Origin of the sequence: Proteus mirabilis ATCC 29906 (assembly GCF_000160755.1) — a bacterium.
Taxonomy (GTDB): domain Bacteria; phylum Pseudomonadota; class Gammaproteobacteria; order Enterobacterales; family Enterobacteriaceae; genus Proteus; species Proteus mirabilis.
Window position 1 is genome coordinate 392598 of sequence record NZ_GG668578.1, and the last position, 19510, is coordinate 412107.

General features: G+C 40.4%; 17 protein-coding genes. 1 reads left to right on the top strand and 16 read right to left on the bottom strand.

All coding sequences use genetic code 11. From position 1 onward, the window contains the following. Positions 1-130: 130 nt before the first annotated feature. The 4 genes from HMPREF0693_RS09890 to HMPREF0693_RS09905 form a co-directional block, all read right to left on the bottom strand. Positions 131-1753, bottom strand: coding sequence for a bifunctional metallophosphatase/5'-nucleotidase (locus HMPREF0693_RS09890; RefSeq protein ID WP_004245168.1), 1623 nt, complete (start codon positions 1751-1753; stop codon positions 131-133). A gap of 18 nt (positions 1754-1771) precedes the next feature. Continuing rightward, positions 1772-2548, bottom strand: coding sequence for a ribonuclease T2 family protein (locus HMPREF0693_RS09895; RefSeq protein WP_004245169.1), 777 nt, complete (start codon positions 2546-2548; stop codon positions 1772-1774). Between the two features lie 82 nt (positions 2549-2630). After that, the gene (locus tag HMPREF0693_RS09900) at positions 2631-4586 is read right to left on the bottom strand and encodes a bifunctional 2',3'-cyclic-nucleotide 2'-phosphodiesterase/3'-nucleotidase (protein WP_004245170.1); all 1956 of its coding nucleotides are present in this window, start codon (positions 4584-4586) and stop codon (positions 2631-2633) included. Positions 4587-4672: 86 nt separating this feature from the next. Further along, on the bottom strand, positions 4673-5857 hold the full coding sequence (locus HMPREF0693_RS09905) for a porin (RefSeq protein WP_223310093.1): 1185 nt from the start codon (positions 5855-5857) through the stop codon (positions 4673-4675). Positions 5858-7189: 1332 nt separating this feature from the next. Between HMPREF0693_RS09905 and rdgC the strand changes: the two genes are divergently transcribed. Then, on the top strand, positions 7190-8098 hold the full coding sequence (gene rdgC, locus HMPREF0693_RS09910) for a recombination-associated protein RdgC (RefSeq protein WP_004245172.1): 909 nt from the start codon (positions 7190-7192) through the stop codon (positions 8096-8098). Positions 8099-8180: 82 nt separating this feature from the next. Here the strand turns inward: rdgC and yedF are convergent, their stop codons facing one another. From yedF to hybO, 12 genes are all read right to left on the bottom strand, one after another. Beyond that, complete coding sequence (yedF, locus tag HMPREF0693_RS09915; RefSeq protein ID WP_004245173.1) at positions 8181-8423, bottom strand: sulfurtransferase-like selenium metabolism protein YedF; 243 nt, start codon at positions 8421-8423, stop codon at positions 8181-8183. Beyond that, positions 8420-9646 carry a selenium metabolism membrane protein YedE/FdhT gene (yedE, locus tag HMPREF0693_RS09920; RefSeq protein WP_004245174.1) on the bottom strand — a complete coding sequence of 409 codons (1227 nt, stop codon included), beginning with the start codon at positions 9644-9646 and terminating at the stop codon, positions 8420-8422. Before yedE ends, yedF begins: the two co-directional genes overlap by 4 nt. Positions 9647-9839: 193 nt before the next feature. Continuing rightward, on the bottom strand, positions 9840-10859 hold the full coding sequence (gene hypE, locus HMPREF0693_RS09925) for a hydrogenase expression/formation protein HypE (RefSeq protein WP_004245176.1): 1020 nt from the start codon (positions 10857-10859) through the stop codon (positions 9840-9842). Then, positions 10856-11992: a hydrogenase formation protein HypD gene (gene hypD, locus HMPREF0693_RS09930; RefSeq protein ID WP_004248992.1), complete on the bottom strand. Its 1137-nt coding sequence runs from the start codon at positions 11990-11992 to the stop codon at positions 10856-10858. The genes hypE and hypD overlap by 4 nt, the downstream gene beginning before the upstream one ends. Next, positions 11979-12245 carry a hydrogenase maturation factor HybG gene (gene hybG / locus HMPREF0693_RS09935; protein WP_004245178.1) on the bottom strand — a complete coding sequence of 89 codons (267 nt, stop codon included), beginning with the start codon at positions 12243-12245 and terminating at the stop codon, positions 11979-11981. The genes hypD and hybG overlap by 14 nt, the downstream gene beginning before the upstream one ends. Next, on the bottom strand, positions 12236-13420 hold the full coding sequence (gene hypB, locus HMPREF0693_RS09940; protein WP_004245179.1) for a hydrogenase nickel incorporation protein HypB: 1185 nt from the start codon (positions 13418-13420) through the stop codon (positions 12236-12238). The genes hybG and hypB overlap by 10 nt, the downstream gene beginning before the upstream one ends. Before the next feature lie 61 nt (positions 13421-13481). Next, positions 13482-13976, bottom strand: coding sequence for a hydrogenase-2 assembly chaperone (hybE, locus tag HMPREF0693_RS09945; RefSeq protein WP_004245180.1), 495 nt, complete (start codon positions 13974-13976; stop codon positions 13482-13484). Continuing rightward, positions 13973-14461 (bottom strand): HyaD/HybD family hydrogenase maturation endopeptidase, encoded by a 489-nt coding sequence (locus HMPREF0693_RS09950; protein ID WP_004245181.1) that lies wholly within the window; start codon positions 14459-14461, stop codon positions 13973-13975. The genes hybE and HMPREF0693_RS09950 overlap by 4 nt, the downstream gene beginning before the upstream one ends. Then, complete coding sequence (gene hybC / locus HMPREF0693_RS09955) at positions 14461-16164, bottom strand: hydrogenase 2 large subunit (protein ID WP_004245182.1); 1704 nt, start codon at positions 16162-16164, stop codon at positions 14461-14463. Before hybC ends, HMPREF0693_RS09950 begins: the two co-directional genes overlap by 1 nt. Continuing rightward, positions 16161-17342, bottom strand: coding sequence for a Ni/Fe-hydrogenase cytochrome b subunit (hybB, locus tag HMPREF0693_RS09960; protein WP_004245183.1), 1182 nt, complete (start codon positions 17340-17342; stop codon positions 16161-16163). Before hybB ends, hybC begins: the two co-directional genes overlap by 4 nt. After that, the gene (gene hybA / locus HMPREF0693_RS09965; protein WP_004245184.1) at positions 17329-18342 is read right to left on the bottom strand and encodes a hydrogenase 2 operon protein HybA; all 1014 of its coding nucleotides are present in this window, start codon (positions 18340-18342) and stop codon (positions 17329-17331) included. Before hybA ends, hybB begins: the two co-directional genes overlap by 14 nt. Continuing rightward, complete coding sequence (gene hybO / locus HMPREF0693_RS09970; RefSeq protein ID WP_004245185.1) at positions 18339-19463, bottom strand: hydrogenase 2 small subunit; 1125 nt, start codon at positions 19461-19463, stop codon at positions 18339-18341. Before hybO ends, hybA begins: the two co-directional genes overlap by 4 nt. Between the last annotated feature and the right edge of the window lie 47 nt (positions 19464-19510).

Sequence of the window (19510 nt, forward strand, 5' to 3'; positions counted from 1 at the left end):
AAAAAAAGAGCAAAGTGCGTAATGAATACAAAGGTAGGGATGGACCCTTTGTGTTCAACACTTTGCTCTCTTTATTTAGTTACGCACCTCTCATAAGAGGTGCTATTTTCACAAGGCGTATGAAAATATGTTATTTACGAGTAATGTTGTTCGCTTTTGGTTGAGCAATAGGTGACTGCTCAGCAAAGTATTTCACTACTGCATCAACATCTGGCACGCTGTAAACCGGATCTTTACCTTCTTTCAGTACAGAGAAGTTACTACCGCCTGTTGCTAAGTATTCATTTGCAACTACACGGTAATTCGCTTTCATATCCACAGGCTTACCATCAATACGCATTGATTCAACAATCACACGTTGTCCAACAGGTGCTTTGCTGTCCCATGTATATTGGAAATTACCCGATACCGCTAATACTTGTGGACGTGAACGATCCCACTGTTGCTCTAATAAGCGTTTGATCTGCTCACCCGTTAATGTTTGTGTTAACAGTACATTAGAGAATGGTTGTACGGTATAAATAGCGTTATAAGAAACATCACCCCCCGTCATATCAGCACGAATACCGCCACTGTTCATTAAGGCGATTTGTGCGCCCCCCATATCTTTTGGTTTTGCCGTATATAAATGGGCATCAGCAATAACTTGACCTAGACCCGATTCGCCTGCATCGTTAGTTTGCTTGGTTAAGTTACCTTCTAGTTTACCAATAATACGGTTCGCTAATGGTGTAGCAATTTTCTCGTAAGCTTCTAACAATTTAGTGACAGCAGGATCTTTTTCATATTTGCGGTTATCAACCCAAATATTACGCGCTTCTACATCAACAACATCTTTCGTTGTTTTATCTAATTTCAGGTCGATACGCGTTAACATGGCGCCATTAGATTGTGCAGAAGTCACTGATCTACCGTTAATAGTACAGTTATAAGCTTGGTGAGTATGACCCGTTACAACAAAGTCAACCGCTGGATCTAATTGTTCAACCACACCAAGTACTTTACCTGTAATACCATTACATGCGTTGATATTTACTGGACCACCATCACGGCGCTGTGCAGCACCTTCGTGGATCAGAACACCAATCGCCTGTACACCTTGAGCTTGTAACTTAGGCACTAAAGCGTTGATTGTTTTTGCTTCATTGTGGAAGCTTAAACCTTCAGTTCCTTTTGGTGTCACGATAGCCGCAGTACCTTCTAAAGTTAAACCAATAAAGGCAACCGGAATACCATTGAACTCTTTAATCACATATTCAGGGAATAACGTTTTACCTGTTTCGTTAACAGTCACGTTAGCCGCTAAATATTGGAAATCAGCACCTTTAAATTCAGTAGGACCTTGACAACCTGTAACTGGATGGCAACCACCGTTTTGCTTACGCAGTAACTCACCCATACCTTTATCAAATTCGTGGTTACCTACTGAAGTTGCTTCTAAACCTGCTAATGACAGCGCTTCAATAGTTGGCTCATCATGGAACATTGAAGATAACAGTGGGCTAGCACCAACCATATCACCGGCAGCTACCACAATATTATTTGGGTTATCTTTTTTCAGCTCTTTGACCAGCGTAGCCATATGCTCAATACCACCAGGCTTGTTTGGACCTGGTGCTTTTAATGCACCATGGAAGTCATTGAGTGCAATCACACGGACATCAACGACGTTCGCTTCGTCATAATTTTTAGCACAACCTGCTAATAAGACGGAGCTTACTGCAAGGGCTACGAGTTTATATTTATGGTTCATTTAAGTTTTATCCCTAGATCAATATTCACGTTTCGGACAATCAATCACTTCGAAATCTTTGCTATAACAAATATAGAATTCATCTCGATTAATTTGAATTTCTTTATCCTTCAATGATGGATTATTTTCTTTTAAGAACTTAATCAATTCACTATTTGAAGGGCGGCCTTCTGGTAACACTAATGCGTCAAATAACGCTTGTTGCTGACCAAAGAATGCTTCTGGCGTATCAAAGGCACAAACGCCATGTTTTTCCCATTCACCTTGCAATAAGTCAATACCCGGTGATGAACATAAGTAAGGTTTAATCGCTGAGTATTCTAATGGTGGTAAATCCCCTTTACATAAACGAGGATGCTTGCGTATGTCTTTCCAGTCACGGCATTCATCCCATGATTTACCATCGCAGGTTTCAGCCCATAGCCCATGAACAATCCAGCCAAATTTATTATCTGAGAAACACTGGATTTCAAATTTATCGAATTCGCGTTTAGCACGCTCTTTTTCGTTATCGTTATTTAAACGCTTAATATTATTTTTTTTATAATCACAAAAAGCCGGTGAGTAATTAATGGCTAATTTAAAGTAATCTGTTGATGCTTTACTATTTTGACCATAACGATCATTTGTCGCAATATAGTCATAATTGGCAGTAGGTGCATCAGGTAAAATACAAGATACGCCTTCAACTAATTTTGCTTGCGGTTTTAATGGTTGTTTAACTTCAGGTGCTTGTGTCACACAACCCGCTAAAATAACAGCTAAAATAGCAGGTAATAGCTTTATAAAGCGCATAAAATCCCCTTAAAGAGCAATAACTGCACTCTTTCACGCCAAAACATGAGAACGACCTGCCCGAATGGACAGGTCTATAAGATTATTTCTTCTCAGTTAGGTCGATTTTGTAAATTGCAAAACCGATATCGTCATTTTCCACAAAGGTCATTGGATACTGAGCAAAATCTTTAATAAAGTTAGCGGCTTTTTCACTTGGTGAAGTTTCAAAGCGAACATCTAATTGTTTATCTGTCTTAATCGGTAAGAAAGACCAATTATTCGCAGCTTTTGTTGCAACTTCGCCATTTTCTTTCGTTTGCTTAGCAATATAAGAAGCTAAAATTGCACGGTTTTCATCTGGTGATGCAAAGGCGATATTGCTTTCACCTGTACCCGCAAATTTACCACCGTATCCACGATAGTTATTGGTTGCAATTAAGAAAGTTGCTTTAGGATCGATAGGTTTGCCTTGGTAAGTGACATTTTTGATACGGTTTGCATCTTTATTGACAACTTGGCAATCAACGTCATATTTAGCAGGCTGAGTTAAATCAACTTTATACTCTACGCCACTGATAGTGTCGAAGTTATAAGTACGGAAACCATCCCAGTTGATTAAGTATTGTGGTTTAGTTGAATTAGGATCAACTTGGTTCCACATACCCGCTGAACATTCTAACCACTCAACAACATCTGCACCGGTTGCTTTTACAACCACTAATGTATTTGGATACAGATATAAGTCTGCTGCGTTACGGAATGTTAAGTCACCCTTTTCTACTTCAACGAAGTCTGCAGGTGCATTTTTACGTCCGCCGGCTTTAAATGGTGCTGCTGCACCTAATACTGGCAGGCCGTCTAAGTTCGGATCACCTTGAATAAAGTGTTTAGTATAATCAACCTGTGCATCGTTAACGATTTGTACCGTTGGATCACTTTGTACTAAAGCTAAGAAGCTATACATATTAGCTGACGCTTTACCAATATGTTTTCCGACGAAATCACGAGTACCTTGGTGTGCTTTTTCAATGATTTGCGCTAACTCGGCATCACGTTCAACTAATGCTTTTTTGTTTGCTTTATCAAAGATAGGACGCGCTTCACCTGTTGCTTGGGTCATCACCCATTTGCCGCTGTCGTTATTGATAACCATATCGACAACACCTAAGTGATCACCCCATTGGCCTGGCATTACTGCTGGAACACCATTTACAGTGCCTTTAGCAACATCAACACCTTTAATGCCTTCAAATTCTTTACTTGGGAATACGCCGTGAGCATGACCAAACATAATAGCGTTAATGCCATCAACTTCACTCAGATAATAGACTGAGTTTTCAGCCATAGCTTTATAAGGCTCAGAAGAGAAACCAGAGTGAGGGATAGCCACAATCAGATCCGCACCCTCTTTTTTCATTTGAGGAACGAATTTTTTCGCTGTTTCTGTAATATCATTGACAACGACTTTTCCATCCAGATTGGCTTTATCCCAGATTAAAATCTGTGGTGGTACAAAGCCGATATAACCAATCTTGATAGTGTGCTCTTTGCCATCACGATCTTTTACTGGTGTATCAACAATGATATAAGGTGTGAAATAGTTTTTGCCTGTTTTCGCATCCATGATATTGGCATTGATATATGGGAATTCAGCGCCCACAATGGCTTTTTTCAGGTAATCTAAACCATAGTTAAATTCATGATTACCAAAGTTACCTACGGTATACCCCATGGTATTCATTAACTGGTGCGCTGGATGAGCTTCCCCTTTCTCTAAGCCTTTAGCTGCTTGATAGTCAGCCAGTGGACTACCTTGGATCAAGTCACCGTTATCCACTAAAATCGCATTGGTTGCTTCAGCTTTCGCGGCTTTAATTAAATTCGCCGTACGAACATAACCAAACTGTTCTGTTGGTTTGTCTTTGAAGTAGTCAAAGTCGATTAAGTTACTGTGAACATCCGAAGTCTCCATAATACGGAGATCGACTGTCGCAGCATTCACATTGAATGCGACCAACATTGCTAATGTTGAGATTTTCAACACATTCTTAACCATTACACACCCCTTATATATTGGTTAACAGGAGAGCACAGTTGCTCTCCTTTTATTACTTCTGTCAAACAATACTTGCTTTGATAAAACTAGAAGTACAGACGCATACCAGTTTCAAAGATATATTGTTTTTTATCTTCATAAGCTGGGTTTTCGCTACGAGCATCATCATATGCCATTTCAGCGAATAAACGTAAGTTGTTGTATTTAGATACCGCAAAACGTTTATCTACACCCACAGTATAGGTTTCTTTTTTGTAGTTGAAAGTGTTAGCATCGCCATCACGCAGGTAATAACCCGCATACATACCACTTTCGATACGATCCCAGTGCCATTTCACACCAACACCATATAAATTCGCTTTCCAATCGCCTTTAACTGAGTTCCATCTGTAATCTTTTTCTGAGGCATTGCTCGCTAAAGTTAAGCCTGAGTTTTTCCCACGAGATTGACCATAGTCGATACCGATAGAGAATTCGCGACCAGGGAAGAAGTATTCTGCACCGAATGCTAAGATACTATTTTCTGGTGTTTTACCTCGAACCGTACTTTTACTGCTATGGGTTGCTTCACCTTTAGCTGCAGAATAACCCGCATCAAACTCTAAACCGAAGGTTGATTTATAAAAACCAACAATGGAGTAAGCACGAGTAATATCACCGGTAGTACGAGTATTATCATCCCCAGTTTTACCCGTTATCGTACCTGCAAGCTTAAACCCTTCATAACGGTTTGTTTCAATAAAGATAGTTTGTGGTAAACGAGTCATAAAGTTGTTTTTACCAACCCCTTTACCATCAGCATAACCATTGCTATAACCCACAGCGCGGCCTAATACATCACTAAAGTAAAATACCCCTGTATTACCATAGCCGTAGCTTGATTTTTTTACCCAGTCAATCGGGATATAAGTACGGCCAAATTGGATTTGTCCATAATCGCGATGAGAAAAACCAACATAGCCTACACGGTTATACATCTCAAAATTAGATTTAGGGTTATCACTATTGGTTTTTTGAGTATCTGAACCCCACTCTAATTTACCAAACACTTTGATATCGTTAGTCAGTTCATGGGAACCAAAGAAACCGATACGGCTACCATCATCATTCATTTTCATTTCATGATTTTGGCTAGTCACTTGCGTTTTTAAACGGAACTGACCGTTAACATCAAAACGTGTACCTTTATCGTTGTACACATTTACTGCGTTTGCAGATCCCGACAGAACCAATAAACCTACCAGCGCTGCTAAAGGCTTTAAGCTTTTCATGATTAAAATACCCATCTATTTTCTATAGTTTTATGATTTTCTTTCTAAGGTTAAAAATAATACCGCCGTCTATGATTAACCCTGATTTCAGTTCAAAGAGCCGCCGCCACGGATCTCAAACAAGAAAATCGCTTTTACAACCGTTCATTTTTATAACTGCTATTATTACTCTACTTAATTTTCTTACAGGCTTTAATTTCCTTGACACAGAGATATTCACCAATAAGACACAAAAATAATGTCCTCATTACTATTTAAATAAGGGCATTGCTTTTATTTCTATCCACAAATCGAGTAGAGCATTGAATTTTCGCTGGCATGTTACTCAAAAAAAAGCCTAACTTTCGTGATATAGCCCACAATTACATCAAAGTATATTTTCATGGTTACATACCTGAGTGATGAGCTTCACAATTAAGCTTAAAGATACGTATTTTTTGAACTTAATCAACTTTTTCAAAATACCATTTTTTAATTTTTCTTTTATATTTCATTTTGTTACATAGCTAATGTTTTTGCTAATAAAAAAATTTACCTTGCTATTTAATATATTTAAAAGGACGTATTATTTTTAACCACTAAATAAATAACCCTAAAGATTTAAATATTATTATCTCAATTCTATAATTTTCTATTTTTATATTTACTTGTTATTTAAATAAGCTTAAAAATAAATTTAACTACAATTTAACTCGCAGTAATGAATGACCTACACACTTTATAAGGATAATTAACTAAAAATATCAACCAAGATAGGACAAGAGTAAGGTTTAATTACAATCTCTAATCAATGTTTGTTTATGAACTACGGATTCTATTAATCATAACTAAAGCTAAACTATAACCATAGTTAACATAAAAAGGCTATTTATGCGTTTTTGTCAATTTTCCGCAAAAAAATATTTATATTTGTGATTTAGATCACCATCGTTACCATGAAAAACAACCTGTTACTTTTTCTTAAAACTGTGATAAAAATCACATCCAATCGTCAAGATAAATTTTCTTTTGTAAATTAATGCAGAGATAAATCTGAAAGTGTTGCAAAGAAAGCGTTCAAAAATAGGATAAAAACTCAACTACGTGATAATTATCACATTACGACAATTCTTGAGATTTAGATTATCTCCCCCGTAAAACGATAAGTTAATTAGCAGCAAATAAGAATAAAACTCATTTTCATAAAGTAATTTTACTAATTATTCGATTCAGCTTGAGCACTGTTTTTATACTGTGAGCCGATAATAAATTTCTTTTAAAGGATATTACCTTTTAGATACTGCTAACATTCAGTATCATATTGCTGTTAATCATGATTAAGGGGAATGTCAGATGCTGTGGTTTAAAAATATTTTGGTCTATCGCTTAAATAAAGAGATAGCGCTGTCAATGGATGAGTTAGAACAACAGCTGGCTTCATTAGCATTCACCCCTTGTAGTAGCCAAGATATGACCAAAACGGGTTGGGTTTCACCTATGGGTGATCGTGGCGAAGCACTTATCCATGTTGCAGGTAAACAAGTCATGATGTGCGCACGGAAAGAAGATAAGATCCTCCCCGCCACCGTCATTAAGCAAGCGCTACAAGATAAAGTTGAAAAGTTAGAGGGTGAACAAGGTCGTAAATTAAAGAAAACCGAAAAAGCGACATTAAAAGATGAAGTTGTCCACACGTTACTTCCTCGCGCATTTAGCAAATTCTCACAAACCTTTATTTGGTTAGATTTAGATAAACAATTAGTGATTGTTGATTCAGGTAGTGCAAAACGTGCCGAAGATAATTTAGCCTTATTGCGTAAAACATTAGGTTCGCTACCCGTGGTTCCACTCAATTTTAATGAGTCTGTCGAATCAAAAATGACACAATGGGTTCGTTCCGGTGAACTCCCTGCTGGTTTTACATTAATGGATGAAGCCGAGCTTAAAGCGGTATTAGAAGAAGGTGGCGTGATACGTTGTAAGAAACAAGAGCTTGTCTCTGATGAAATTGCCACTCATATTGAAGCCGGTAAGTTTGTCACCAAGCTTTCTCTTGATTGGGAAGATCGCCTGCAATTCATGCTTTGTGATGATGGCTCTATCAAGCGCATTAAATTTAGTGATACCTTGCGTGAGCAAAACGATGATATTGATAAAGCCGATTTTGCCCAGCGTTTTGATGCCGATTTTGTCTTAATGACAGGTGAACTAAGCGCGCTAATTGAAAGGGTTATCGAAGTACTTGGTGGTGAAGCCGAGTAATTTTATCACCCGATATCATAGTACAAAAAAACAGCCTATCTCACGCTATGATCAGGCTGTTTTTTTATCAATTATTCCGCCGCTATTTTTGAATTAAATAGCGTATTGTCGGCCCATCTTGCTGAATATCTAATACGGTATAACCGTAGTTTTTCGCATCTAAGGGAATATTATTAATAGACTGAGGACAATCGCTTACCACTTCAAGGATCTCACCTTTTTTCAGTGACGGCATCGCTTCTAATGTTGCCACCGCAGGATAAGGACAAGGCTCACCGACCATATCAAGACGATAATCTGGCACTATGGTTTTTTTCTCGTTCATGCGATTTCCTTATTAATTTGTGTTGAAAGCGCTTGCGCTTGTTGCGCTCTTTTGCGGAAGAAATGTTTTTCCCACCAAAGTAGTAATATAAAAGAGAGACCAAGTAGCAGGTAGGTGATGGCTAATCCACCAACTGGGCCAAAGGTATCTAATAGGTTGATTTTATCGTAGTCGGTAGCCAGTACCGCAGAAAAATCATCCCAATAGTACGCCAGTATTGTTGAACCAATCACGTTACCTAAACCTACCCACCAGAAGTGGATCTGCCCTTCAACTGCACGATACATCCAGCCTGTTTCACAACCACCAGCAAGCACGATACCAAAACCAAACAACAAACCACCAATAACTGCATTAGGACCGGCCCACATAATTTTCGGTGCAGCACCTAATTGTACATAGCTAAAAATACCCACCGCACTTACTGCCATACCGATAATAATCGCTTTCGCCATATGCGTTCTACCGGTTATCCATAAGTCACGAAATGCGGAAGTAAAACAGATTTGCGCACGTTCAATTAAGATCCCAAAGCCAATTCCCCCCAGCATAGCAAAGCCGAGTTTGGGTGAATCAAATAGAATGATTAATGACCATGCGATCATGGCAAAAAAGATAACCATCCCCAATCGAAAGCGACGTTTTGCACGTTGTTTATCTTGCGTAATAGGTGATGCTTTACTGACTTTTTGCAGTTTTACCGGTATACGAAATAGTGGCATTAATGAAAGTTTGGCACCAAAATAAGAGCCAATAGCAGTAGCAACAGCAAAGAACCAAGCATGCAATGAAAATTGAGGAATACCGGTAAAGAATGCCGCGAGGTTACACCCCATGGCTAAACGTGCACCAAATCCGGCAATAATACCGCCCAAAACGGCCTGAAGAATACGCACTTTATGCTGAGGATGACGAAGTTTGACATTATTGGCCCAAAGTGCTGCCATAATACAACCACCAAACATCCCAATAATCATTACCCCATCAATACGAGTGAGTGGTGTCCCTTCAAGACCAATGATTTTAAAGTAACCCCATTCTTCTGGATGCGCACCAAACCATTGCATCACATGACCGCCCCAGCGAGTAAACTCACCAGTAACTGCCCAGAAAGTGCCGGTTAAACCAAAGTAGTAAGTAGATAAGATACCTGCTGCAATAACCGCCGGAAGAGGCTTCCAGAAACGGATCAGGTATTGAGATTTAAATTCTGACCAAGACATGTTTTTCCCTAGAACTTACCCCCACGAGAGACCCTCTCCACGCAGTAGGATTGGTCGAACATGTTACTCCAAAAATATTTTTATCAAAGGATCAGAATTAAGATAAATGACAGAAGTTTGCGTTATAACAAACTTCTGTAACAGAGAAATAACTTATGAGTATTTAAAAGATCAGTTGAGTGATTTGATTTAATTAACAAATACGGGGTAATGGCTCGTTATAAGGGAGATCTAAAATACGACTTGTGCCAAAAATTCCCGTTAAACGAATATAACGCTCTTCAGTTACTTCACCAATGGTACAAGCATCTTGACCTAAAGTATGTTGATGCAAAGCCTCAAGAACTTGTTTTTCTGCTTGCGGTGACACGACTAATACAATTTTACCTTCGTTAGCAAAATTGAGTGCTTCCAGCCCTAATAATTCACACACACCACGTACAGACTGTTTCATTGGCAGTTTGTTTTCATATACATTCATGCCACAGCCACAGGCTTGAGAAAACTCATGTAAAATAGCGGTCACGCCACCACGAGTTGCATCACGTAATGCACGAATACCATCAATTTGACGTAAAGGCGCGATCATTGGTTCAAGCACGGCACAGTCACTTTGCAGATCAGCTTCCAATCCTAAATTTTCACGTAAATTTAAGATAGTGGCACCATGATCGCCTATTGTACCGCTGACGATGATCTTATCGCCGGCTTTAATGTGACTTGCTGCCCAATCAATTTTACTTGGGATCACCCCAATACCCGCAGTATTAATGAAGATCTTATCCGCAGCACCACGAGGAACCACTTTGGTATCCCCCGTTACAATCTGAATACCTGCTTGTTGTGCGGCTTTTGCCATCGCCATCACCAATGTTTCTAGCGTTTCAAAAGCAAGTCCCTCTTCTAAAATAAAACCACAAGAGAGATAGCGAGGTACAGCCCCACCTACAGAAAGATCGTTCGCGGTTCCGCAAACAGATAATTTACCAATATTTCCACCTGGGAAAATGATCGGATCAATCACATAACTGTCGGTACTAAATGCCAGACGATCGCCCTGTGCTGTGAGATCGGCTAATGCAATACGAGCCTGATCTTCTTTTTCATTCAATAATGGATTATCGAATGCTTTCAAAAATAGCCCTTCGATAAGTTGTTGCATACCTTGCCCACCATTTCCTTGAGCTAAGGTGATTTCATCAGGTTGTTTCATATATTACCTTCACGGCGATACTGATAATAAGCCGCACATGCACCTTCTGATGACACCATTAAGGCACCTAATGCCGTTTCTGGTGTACAACTTTTACCAAATAATGGGCAATCAGAAGGTTTGCATCGTCCGGTTAATACATCGCCACAGCGTGATTGTGGATTATCAGCCACTTGTTGTGGTGCTGGTGTAAAACGTCGTTCAGCGTCAAACTCAGCGTAAGCGGGTGTTAGTTGAATACCAGACATAGGGATCTCCCCAAGTCCACGCCATTCACTGCTCTCTTTTAGCATAAAAACATCTTTCAATGCTTTTTGCGCAAGTTTATTGCCTTCATTAGGGACAATACGACTATATTGATTTTCAATACTTAAAACATAATCTGCATTCTCAGCTTTTGCTTTAAGCTGTTTTACTACCATCAGTATAGCTTGTAATAAATCCAACGGTTCAAAACCTGTCACCACAAAGGGTTTTTCAAATTCATCACATAAAGGTTGATAAGGCGTGCAGCCAATCACCATACTGACATGACCGGGGGCAATAAAACCATCAATACGTACATCTTCTTGCTCTAATAAGCAACGTAAAGTCGGTACGATAGTAATGTGCTGACAAAATAGCGAAAAATTTTTCAGTCCACGTAATTTCGCTTGTTGCAGCGTCATCGCCGTACTTGGCATGGTAGTTTCAAAACCTAAGCCAAAAAATACCACTTGTTTATCAGGATTATCTTGCGCAATTTTTAATGAATCAAGCGGTGAGTAAACAATACGGATATCACTACCGCGACGACGAGCATCAAGCATTGAACCATGACGACCGGGCACCCGCATCGCATCACCGAAAGTACAGAAAATGACCTCTGGACGGGCTGCAATTTCTAAGCAAGCATCAATGCGCCCCATAGGTAACACACATACCGGGCAACCGGGACCATGAACAAACTCAATCTCTTGTGGTAATAAGCGGTCGAGACCAAATTTAAAAATGGCATGCGTATGTCCGCCACACACTTCCATAATCTGTAATGGGCGAGTGATGGGATGAGGCCATTGTGAAATAGTTTCACGTATTTGAGCTAATAATGCTTTGGCCAATTCGGGATCACGAAATTCATCAACGTATTGCATCATCAGCCTCTTCAAGGGTAACACCATATACATGTTGTAATGCATCCAGAGTATCTTGAGCTTCTTGTTCATCAAGAATACTCATGGCAAATCCAACATGAATAAGCACCCACTTATCTAATAACTCTGACGGGTCACCCTCACAAACCATAGAGATATTGACGGCACGTTTTACGCCACTGACTTCAGCATAAGCGAGTTGGTGGACGTCATCGCCCACCTCAACTATCTTGGCAGGAACACCTAAGCACATAAACGGCTCTCCAACCAAGCTAACCACTCTTCCATACCTTCGCCAGTTGTCGCAGATAATGCAATGATCTCAATATTAGGATTGACGCGACGCGCTGATTCAATGCACGCTTGCACATCAATATTAAGATGTGGCACTAAATCAATTTTATTGATAATCATCAGATCTGCAGCGGCAAACATATGCGGATATTTTAATGGTTTATCTTCCCCTTCCGTTACCGAAAGGATAGCCACTTTATGTTTTTCACCCAGATCAAAACTGGCAGGGCAAACCAGATTGCCAACATTTTCAATAAAGAGAATACTGTTGTCTTTTAAACCTAATTGATGGGTAGCATCATGCACCATTTGTGCATCAAGGTGACAACCTTTACCCGTATTGACTTGAATAGCAGCAACCCCGGTTTCACGAATACGATCAGCATCATTCGTCGTTTGCTGATCACCTTCAATCACCGCACAAGGTACACGTTGCGTTAGCTGTTTTAACGTTTGAGTTAGCAACGTTGTTTTACCGGAGCCGGGACTTGAAACTAAATTCAGCGCCAATACATTTTGCTGGGCAAAATGTTCACGATTATGAACGGCAATTCGATTATTTTTATCCAGTACATCCATCTCAATTTTTAACATTCGTTTTTGGCTAATTCCGGGAGCATGAGTACCAGCTTCCCCTTGCCCATAATGCATGTTGTCATTATCAATAACTGGACTAAATTGTTCTTCGTGTTCATGGCTATGTTCGTGATCATGGCTATGTTCATGTTCATGGCTATGAGTATGTTCATGAGAATGTGCATGATGATCGTCATGCCCATGATGATGCTCATGGAACACTTGGGCTTCATTTTGCTGTGCATCATGATAAAAATGGAGATGAACATCGCCACTATTATGGTAATGGTGATGATGAATAATGATAGGCTGACCATGAGTTTCGTAATTGTGCTTATGCTTTTGCTCAGACTTATCAATATATTTATGAACAGTATTCGCTGGAGTAGCATTGTGTTCATGATGATGATCATGCCCATGATGATGGTGATGACCGTGATGGTGATGGCCATGGTCGTGATGATCATGGTCGTGAGAGTGATGGTGGTGATCGTGTGAATGAGGCGCTACACCTTCAATGCTGACATTACCTTCACCACAACCGCAAGTGCTACACATATTCTGACTCCTGACTATTCAATAAGAAGAATTTGACTCGGTGTCGCGTAAACGTTCTACATTATGATCTTAACTGACCACGAAACAGGGAACGCCGACTTAAATCAACTTCTGTGACGGATTGTGTCTGAACAGGAAGAGAAAGAGCCATTTTTGCACTGTTTTCTGCTAACTCAACCGCCTGCTCACCTTGTAAATGGCGATCAAGTGGCGACATTAATGAACAAGCCAGATATTGAGCACCATTAGCAAGTTCACCAACGACAAATTTAACCTGACCACAAGGAAGCGCTAAGGCGATACGCTCACCAATTTTACGTCTTGGCCACTCTTGTGATGGCCCGGGCAACACAATAAGCTCTAGCATCCAAGGCGTTAAAATTGTTCCAATCCATTGCTTTTCAAATAAAGTAAATCCCCCTGCTTTTACGGGAATATTTTCTCTATAAAAAGGCAATGCTTGCATCTCTTTTTTGGCAATCTCTCGAAAACTGCTTTCAAGTAATTCAATAGGTGGTTCATCGTATCCCGTGATATCCCAATTTAATTCACTCATGCTGTTACCTCTTTAGGGGTTACGGTGATCCCATGTTCACGCAAAATATTAACCACTTGTTCAAGTGCTATTTCCATCGATTGCTGACCAATATCTGACAATGACATACTTGGCGCTAATGAAGCAGGTTCAATACCCACTAAAATCAGTTTGCGAGGAAATTCATCAGTCATACGTAAAGCCATTAATACATCCGATAGCCCGAGTTGATGCGGTGAAATTTTCTGGGTAAATAATGCAGGTACATCATCATCATGTAATACAAAGATACTGCCCGGCTCGTGCTGGCTTCTTACTGCATCAGCAACAATCAATAAATCTCTTGCAGCAATATCTTGCAAAATTTCCATGCCTGATGTGCCACCATCAATAACATCGACGTTCTCCGGTAAAGAGAAGCGCTCTTCGAGCGCTTCTACGATACGAACACCAATGCCTTCATCGCTTAGTAATAAATTACCAATACCTAAGACAAGTGTACGCATTACAATACCTTCACCTTACTTAATTCTTTACCTGTTAAATCAACCATATGCACAGCACAAGCCATACATGGGTCGAAAGAGTGAATGGTTCTTACCACTTCCAGAGGTTTGTTAGGATCAGCCACCGGCGTTCCCACTAGTGATAACTCATAAGGACCCGGTTCATCATTAAAGTTACGAGGACCCGCATTCCATGTTGAAGGAACAACAGCCTGATAGTTTGTGATTTTGCCATCTTTAAAGACTATCCAGTGAGATAGCATACCGCGCGAAGCCTCTTCAAAACCGACGCCACGATACTCTTTACCCGGCTCAAACTCAGGTTTAATAAAGGAAGCAGTATCTCCACGGCCAATATTATCAACCAGTGATTGCCATAAGAAGTTAAGCGAATCTTGTAATACACAAGCATGAACGGTACGACCAATAATGCGTCCCCAAGTTGACTCTAACTGCTCTGTCACCAAGGTTTGACCGGTTAATTTGGTGTAGATCTGATTAACTTCGTTATAGTGTTTTACTGTGCCTTCATGTTTACCCGCTAAACCACACACTAACCATGCTAAAGTACCTACTTCTACAGGTTTACCGTAAAATGTGGGTGACTTAACCCATGAGTATTTATTATTTTCATCCCAACCGGTGTATTTAGGACGAGTTAAACCTTCCCATGGTTTTAATGGTTCATCATCTTCATACCATGCGTGTTTACCACTCTCTTCGATGCCGTCTTTCAGGTTTTGATCTTTCCAATCTTTAATTGGACGATAAGTAGAAAAATCAACGCCTTTCATATAGCCACCTGAGAGTAAAAACTCAGTATTATTGCCATTAATAGGCAATTCAGGCACAGATAAGTAGTAATTAGCCCCTTTACCGATTTTTAACCACTCTGGATAATAAGCAGCAAAAATAGCAGTATCCACTTTATAAACTTGTTCAATAAAATCACCCAAGTTATCAATAAAGTGTTTTACATACATTAAACGTTCTAAATTGAGAACATTCGGTGCATCAAGGTTAATTGGGTTAGCAACACCGCCCACCGCTAAGTTTTGAATATGCGGTGTTTTACCCCCTAACACGGCAACAATGCGGTTTGCATCGCGCTGGCATTCCAATGCTTGTAGATAGTGGGCTACCGCAATCAAGTTAACTTCAGGAGGTAATTTCATGGCTGAGTGACCCCAGTAACCATTAGCGAAAATACCTAACTGACCGCTATCAACCAAATCTTGAATTTTCTTCTGCACTTTTCTGAACTCTTCAGCAGAGTTCAATTGCCATTGAGAAACCCCTTTAAGCATCGCTGAGGCTTTTTCAGGATCTGCCTGTAATGCTGCCGTAATATCAACCCAATCCATCGCAGACAACTGATAGAAATGGACGATATGGTCATGAATAATGTGAGAAGCCAGAATTAAGTTACGGATATACTGAGCATTAACCGGAATATCCATCCCTAAGGCATCTTCTACAGCACGTACTGAGGCTATTGCGTGAACCGTTGTACAAACACCACAAATGCGTTGCACAATAATCCATGCATCACGAGGATCGCTTCCTTTTAGGATCTCCTCCATTCCACGCCACATAGTACCGGAAGACCAAGCTTTAACGACTTTTCCGTTATCGATTTCACAGTCGACGCGTAAATGCCCTTCAATACGGGTAATAGGATCAATAGTAATGCGTTGGCTCATGATTTAACCTCAGCCTTTTTTAATTGTATATTTGACTCTGTTTGTGCTGGTAGTACCGGCAGTAAACGGATAATAAGAATGTAAGCAGTAACTTCGAATGCAACGAAGCCAATAGAAATCAACAACTCACTTGCAGTTGGGAAATAGTGATAGCCGTTGCCTGGGTTATAAGCGACTAATGAATAGTTCATACGCCACATTGCCGCACCCACTAACATAAATAATGCGCAGACAAATAACATTCTTGGGCTACGACGATTATTTTTCAGGTGCATCAATACCAGAGGAATAAACAACAAGGCACTTTCTGCAAGGAATAACCAAGAGAACATATCCCCTTTAGCGATATAACTCAGCTTACCGTTCCAGATCACTTCACCCCAACGTAATACCAAGAAGGTGATCAGAAGTACTTCTATGATTTTAGTTAACTTGGTAAATAGCGGTGTTTCATCGTCATTAATAGTACGGCTCGCTTTTAATAAAGAACCTTCAAAAATAACAATAGTGAAACCGAGGATAAAGGCGGTTAATAAAGAGAACAGCGGTAGCATTTCATAAGATTGCCACAGAGGATGCACCTTCCAACCTGCCGAAATCATTAATGATCCCATGGAGGATTGGTGCATGGTTGGCAATAAGGCGCCTAGACCAATAATAAAGAACATCGCTTTATTAAGGCGTCTTAACGAAACTTTCCAACCTAAACGTTCCAGTAGTGCAGGTAAAAACTCTAATGCCATCACCATAATGTAGATGGTCATACAAGTTGCTGTTTCAAACAATACGGAGTTAACGTTAAAGTATTGAGGCATAAAGAAGTGAGGCATGTTCCAGTAACGACCAATATCGATTGCTATGGATAATCCACCTAACGAATAGCCGAACAAGCTCGCTAATAATGCAGGACGTACTAAGGGATGAAATTCACCTTTATTACAAACATAAACAGCCCATGCCAGTGCCCAACCACCACACGCAAAGCCTGTTCCGATAAGTAAGTCAAAGGCTATCCAAATACCCCAAGGATAACCGCCATTTAGATCGGAAACATCCCCAAGACCCAATACCAAACGCTTACCAATAAGAATAAAACCAAGCACAGCAAGCGGTAAAAACACTCTAACAGCTAAAGTAAATAACTTACCGCCAAGTGGACGAGGATCATGACTCGACATCGTTATCCTCCTTATGGTGTTCCTGCTCTTGTTTTTTACTATTACGGTTAACCAAATAAGTAATGCCCGCAAGCGCTGCTATTGGTAAAACCATACCTTTATACAGCGTATGTTGAATATGTTCAGAACGCGCACCCGTTGATAATGGAGCCACTTCTGGCATACCTAGGTTTTCAAAAGGCACCGCGGAAAGTACCATCACCTGCGTACCACCACCTTCAAACTCACCATAGATATGATCTTGATATTCTGGGATCTTATGTAGATAAGTATCGCCACCATTAATGGTTTGGCGTGGATAGTGATATTCTTCACCCGCTTTTTTCGCTAACCGGCGTTTTGCTTCTTCAAGCAACTCTTCACGAGTACCAAAAATCACAGCACCTGTTGGACAAACCTCAACACAGCCGGGTAATAAGCCTTTATCTAAGCGCTCTACCCCTTTTTGGTTACATAGTTCACATTTATAAAGCTTACCGAAGGGATCATCATAATCGTATTTAGGAATGTTATAAGGACAACCCACCATACAGTAACGACAACCTGTACAGATATCTGCATGATAATGCACAATACCGGTTTTCGGATCTTTGGTTAACGCTGAAACAGGACACACAGAAACACAGTTAGCATCAACGCAATGCATACATTGTTTCTTAATAAAGGCATAACCGTTTTCCAGTTGATCTTTATTTTCACCTGTTCCATCACGCCAAATTTGAATAATGTTATTTGTGTAAGGACTTAGTTTGTCATTGTTTGACCAGATCGGATCACCATTAGCATAAGTATCACCACGCTCCATGGGTTCCGGATGATTAATTTCCTGACATTTTGTCACACATGCTTGACAGCCTACACAGAGTGTAGAGTCATAGAGCATACCGAGAGCCCCAGGAATTGGAGGACGGTTCTGCGCCGCAGCATGACTCGCAGTGGGTGCCATTCCCGCAAGGAGAACCCCACCTGATGCCAGCTTAAAGAAATGACGCCTATTCACCGTTTATCCTCCTGTGAGGCTCCTGTGGTATTTTTGTCACGGCCTAATTGACGCACAGCCATCACACTTACCCCAGCAACAGCACCAACAACTGCACCTAATAAGCCTGCTGCACCATAAGAAACACCACCACCTTCTTTGGCGTTAACATCGGGTACTTGTGCTTTTGGTGTTGGCTGATAAACATTCGCAAGTTGGAAAATACCTTTCGTAAACCCGACACCCTCTTCATTACAGCCATAGCAAGGGTGACCAATACCAACAGGCCAAATTCCTCCACCAATATCGCAAAATTCTAATGTTGGGCAGTTACCGTAAGTTTCAGGTCCTTTACAACCTAAATGGTATAAACACCAGCCTTGGCGGTGTCCTTCATCACCAAATTCTTTAGCAAAACGACCCGCATCAAAATGAGGACGGCGTTCACAGTTTTCATGTATTAGACGCTCATATGCAAATAGCGGTCTGTTTTTGCTATCTAACTTAGGTAATGAATTAAAGGTAATAATATGTGCAACTGTAGCTAAGAAGTTATGTGGGTTTGGTGGACACCCTGGAATATTGATAACTGTTTTACCCGGTAAAATAGCTTCCAGTGATTTAGCGCCAGTAGGGTTACCTCCAGAAGCTGGTACACCACCCCATGCAGAACAAGAACCGATAGCAATAATTGCCGCCGCACCTTCAGCGGCTTCTTTGATATGCTCAAGAATAGGTTTGCCTGCCACCATACAGTAAATACCGCCATCTTTGTCAGGGATAGAACCGTCGACAACAAGGACGTATTTACCTTTGTATTTCTCCATCGCATTATGTTTGTTTTCTTCTGCTTGATAACCAAAAGCGGAAGAGAGCACTTCGTGATATTCAAGTGCGATAACATCCAGAACAAGGTTTTCAAGTGTTGGGTGAGTCGCACGTAATAAAGATTCCGTACAACCTGTACACTCTTGAGCACCAATCCAAATAACAGGTGGACGTTCAGGTGATGTCATTGCTTGTGACATTTGCGCGGCTGCTTTGCCGCTTAATCCCATGGTAGCTGATAACGCTGCGCACAATTTCATAAAATCGCGTCGGTTAATACCATGTTGGGAAAAAACATTATTCCCCAAGGCCATATATCTCTCCTGATATGATGATTTTTAATTGGAATAATTTTAAAACA

What these genes read in the sequence shown, in the direction of transcription:
- HMPREF0693_RS09950 (WP_004245181.1), bottom strand. Translation starts at nt 14,461, where the DNA reads ATGCGTACACTTGTCTTAGGTATTGGTAATTTATTACTAAGCGATGAA.
- rdgC (WP_004245172.1), top strand. Translation starts at nt 7,190, where the DNA reads ATGCTGTGGTTTAAAAATATTTTGGTCTATCGCTTAAATAAAGAGATA.
- hybO (WP_004245185.1), bottom strand. Translation starts at nt 19,463, where the DNA reads ATGGCCTTGGGGAATAATGTTTTTTCCCAACATGGTATTAACCGACGC.
- HMPREF0693_RS09905 (WP_223310093.1), bottom strand. Translation starts at nt 5,857, where the DNA reads ATGAAAAGCTTAAAGCCTTTAGCAGCGCTGGTAGGTTTATTGGTTCTG.
- yedF (WP_004245173.1), bottom strand. Translation starts at nt 8,423, where the DNA reads ATGAACGAGAAAAAAACCATAGTGCCAGATTATCGTCTTGATATGGTC.
- hypD (WP_004248992.1), bottom strand. Translation starts at nt 11,992, where the DNA reads ATGCAATACGTTGATGAATTTCGTGATCCCGAATTGGCCAAAGCATTA.
- hypE (WP_004245176.1), bottom strand. Translation starts at nt 10,859, where the DNA reads ATGAAACAACCTGATGAAATCACCTTAGCTCAAGGAAATGGTGGGCAA.
- hybC (WP_004245182.1), bottom strand. Translation starts at nt 16,164, where the DNA reads ATGAGCCAACGCATTACTATTGATCCTATTACCCGTATTGAAGGGCAT.
- hybG (WP_004245178.1), bottom strand. Translation starts at nt 12,245, where the DNA reads ATGTGCTTAGGTGTTCCTGCCAAGATAGTTGAGGTGGGCGATGACGTC.
- hybE (WP_004245180.1), bottom strand. Translation starts at nt 13,976, where the DNA reads ATGAGTGAATTAAATTGGGATATCACGGGATACGATGAACCACCTATT.
- HMPREF0693_RS09895 (WP_004245169.1), bottom strand. Translation starts at nt 2,548, where the DNA reads ATGCGCTTTATAAAGCTATTACCTGCTATTTTAGCTGTTATTTTAGCG.
- HMPREF0693_RS09900 (WP_004245170.1), bottom strand. Translation starts at nt 4,586, where the DNA reads ATGGTTAAGAATGTGTTGAAAATCTCAACATTAGCAATGTTGGTCGCA.
- hybB (WP_004245183.1), bottom strand. Translation starts at nt 17,342, where the DNA reads ATGTCGAGTCATGATCCTCGTCCACTTGGCGGTAAGTTATTTACTTTA.
- yedE (WP_004245174.1), bottom strand. Translation starts at nt 9,646, where the DNA reads ATGTCTTGGTCAGAATTTAAATCTCAATACCTGATCCGTTTCTGGAAG.
- hypB (WP_004245179.1), bottom strand. Translation starts at nt 13,420, where the DNA reads ATGTGTAGCACTTGCGGTTGTGGTGAAGGTAATGTCAGCATTGAAGGT.
- HMPREF0693_RS09890 (WP_004245168.1), bottom strand. Translation starts at nt 1,753, where the DNA reads ATGAACCATAAATATAAACTCGTAGCCCTTGCAGTAAGCTCCGTCTTA.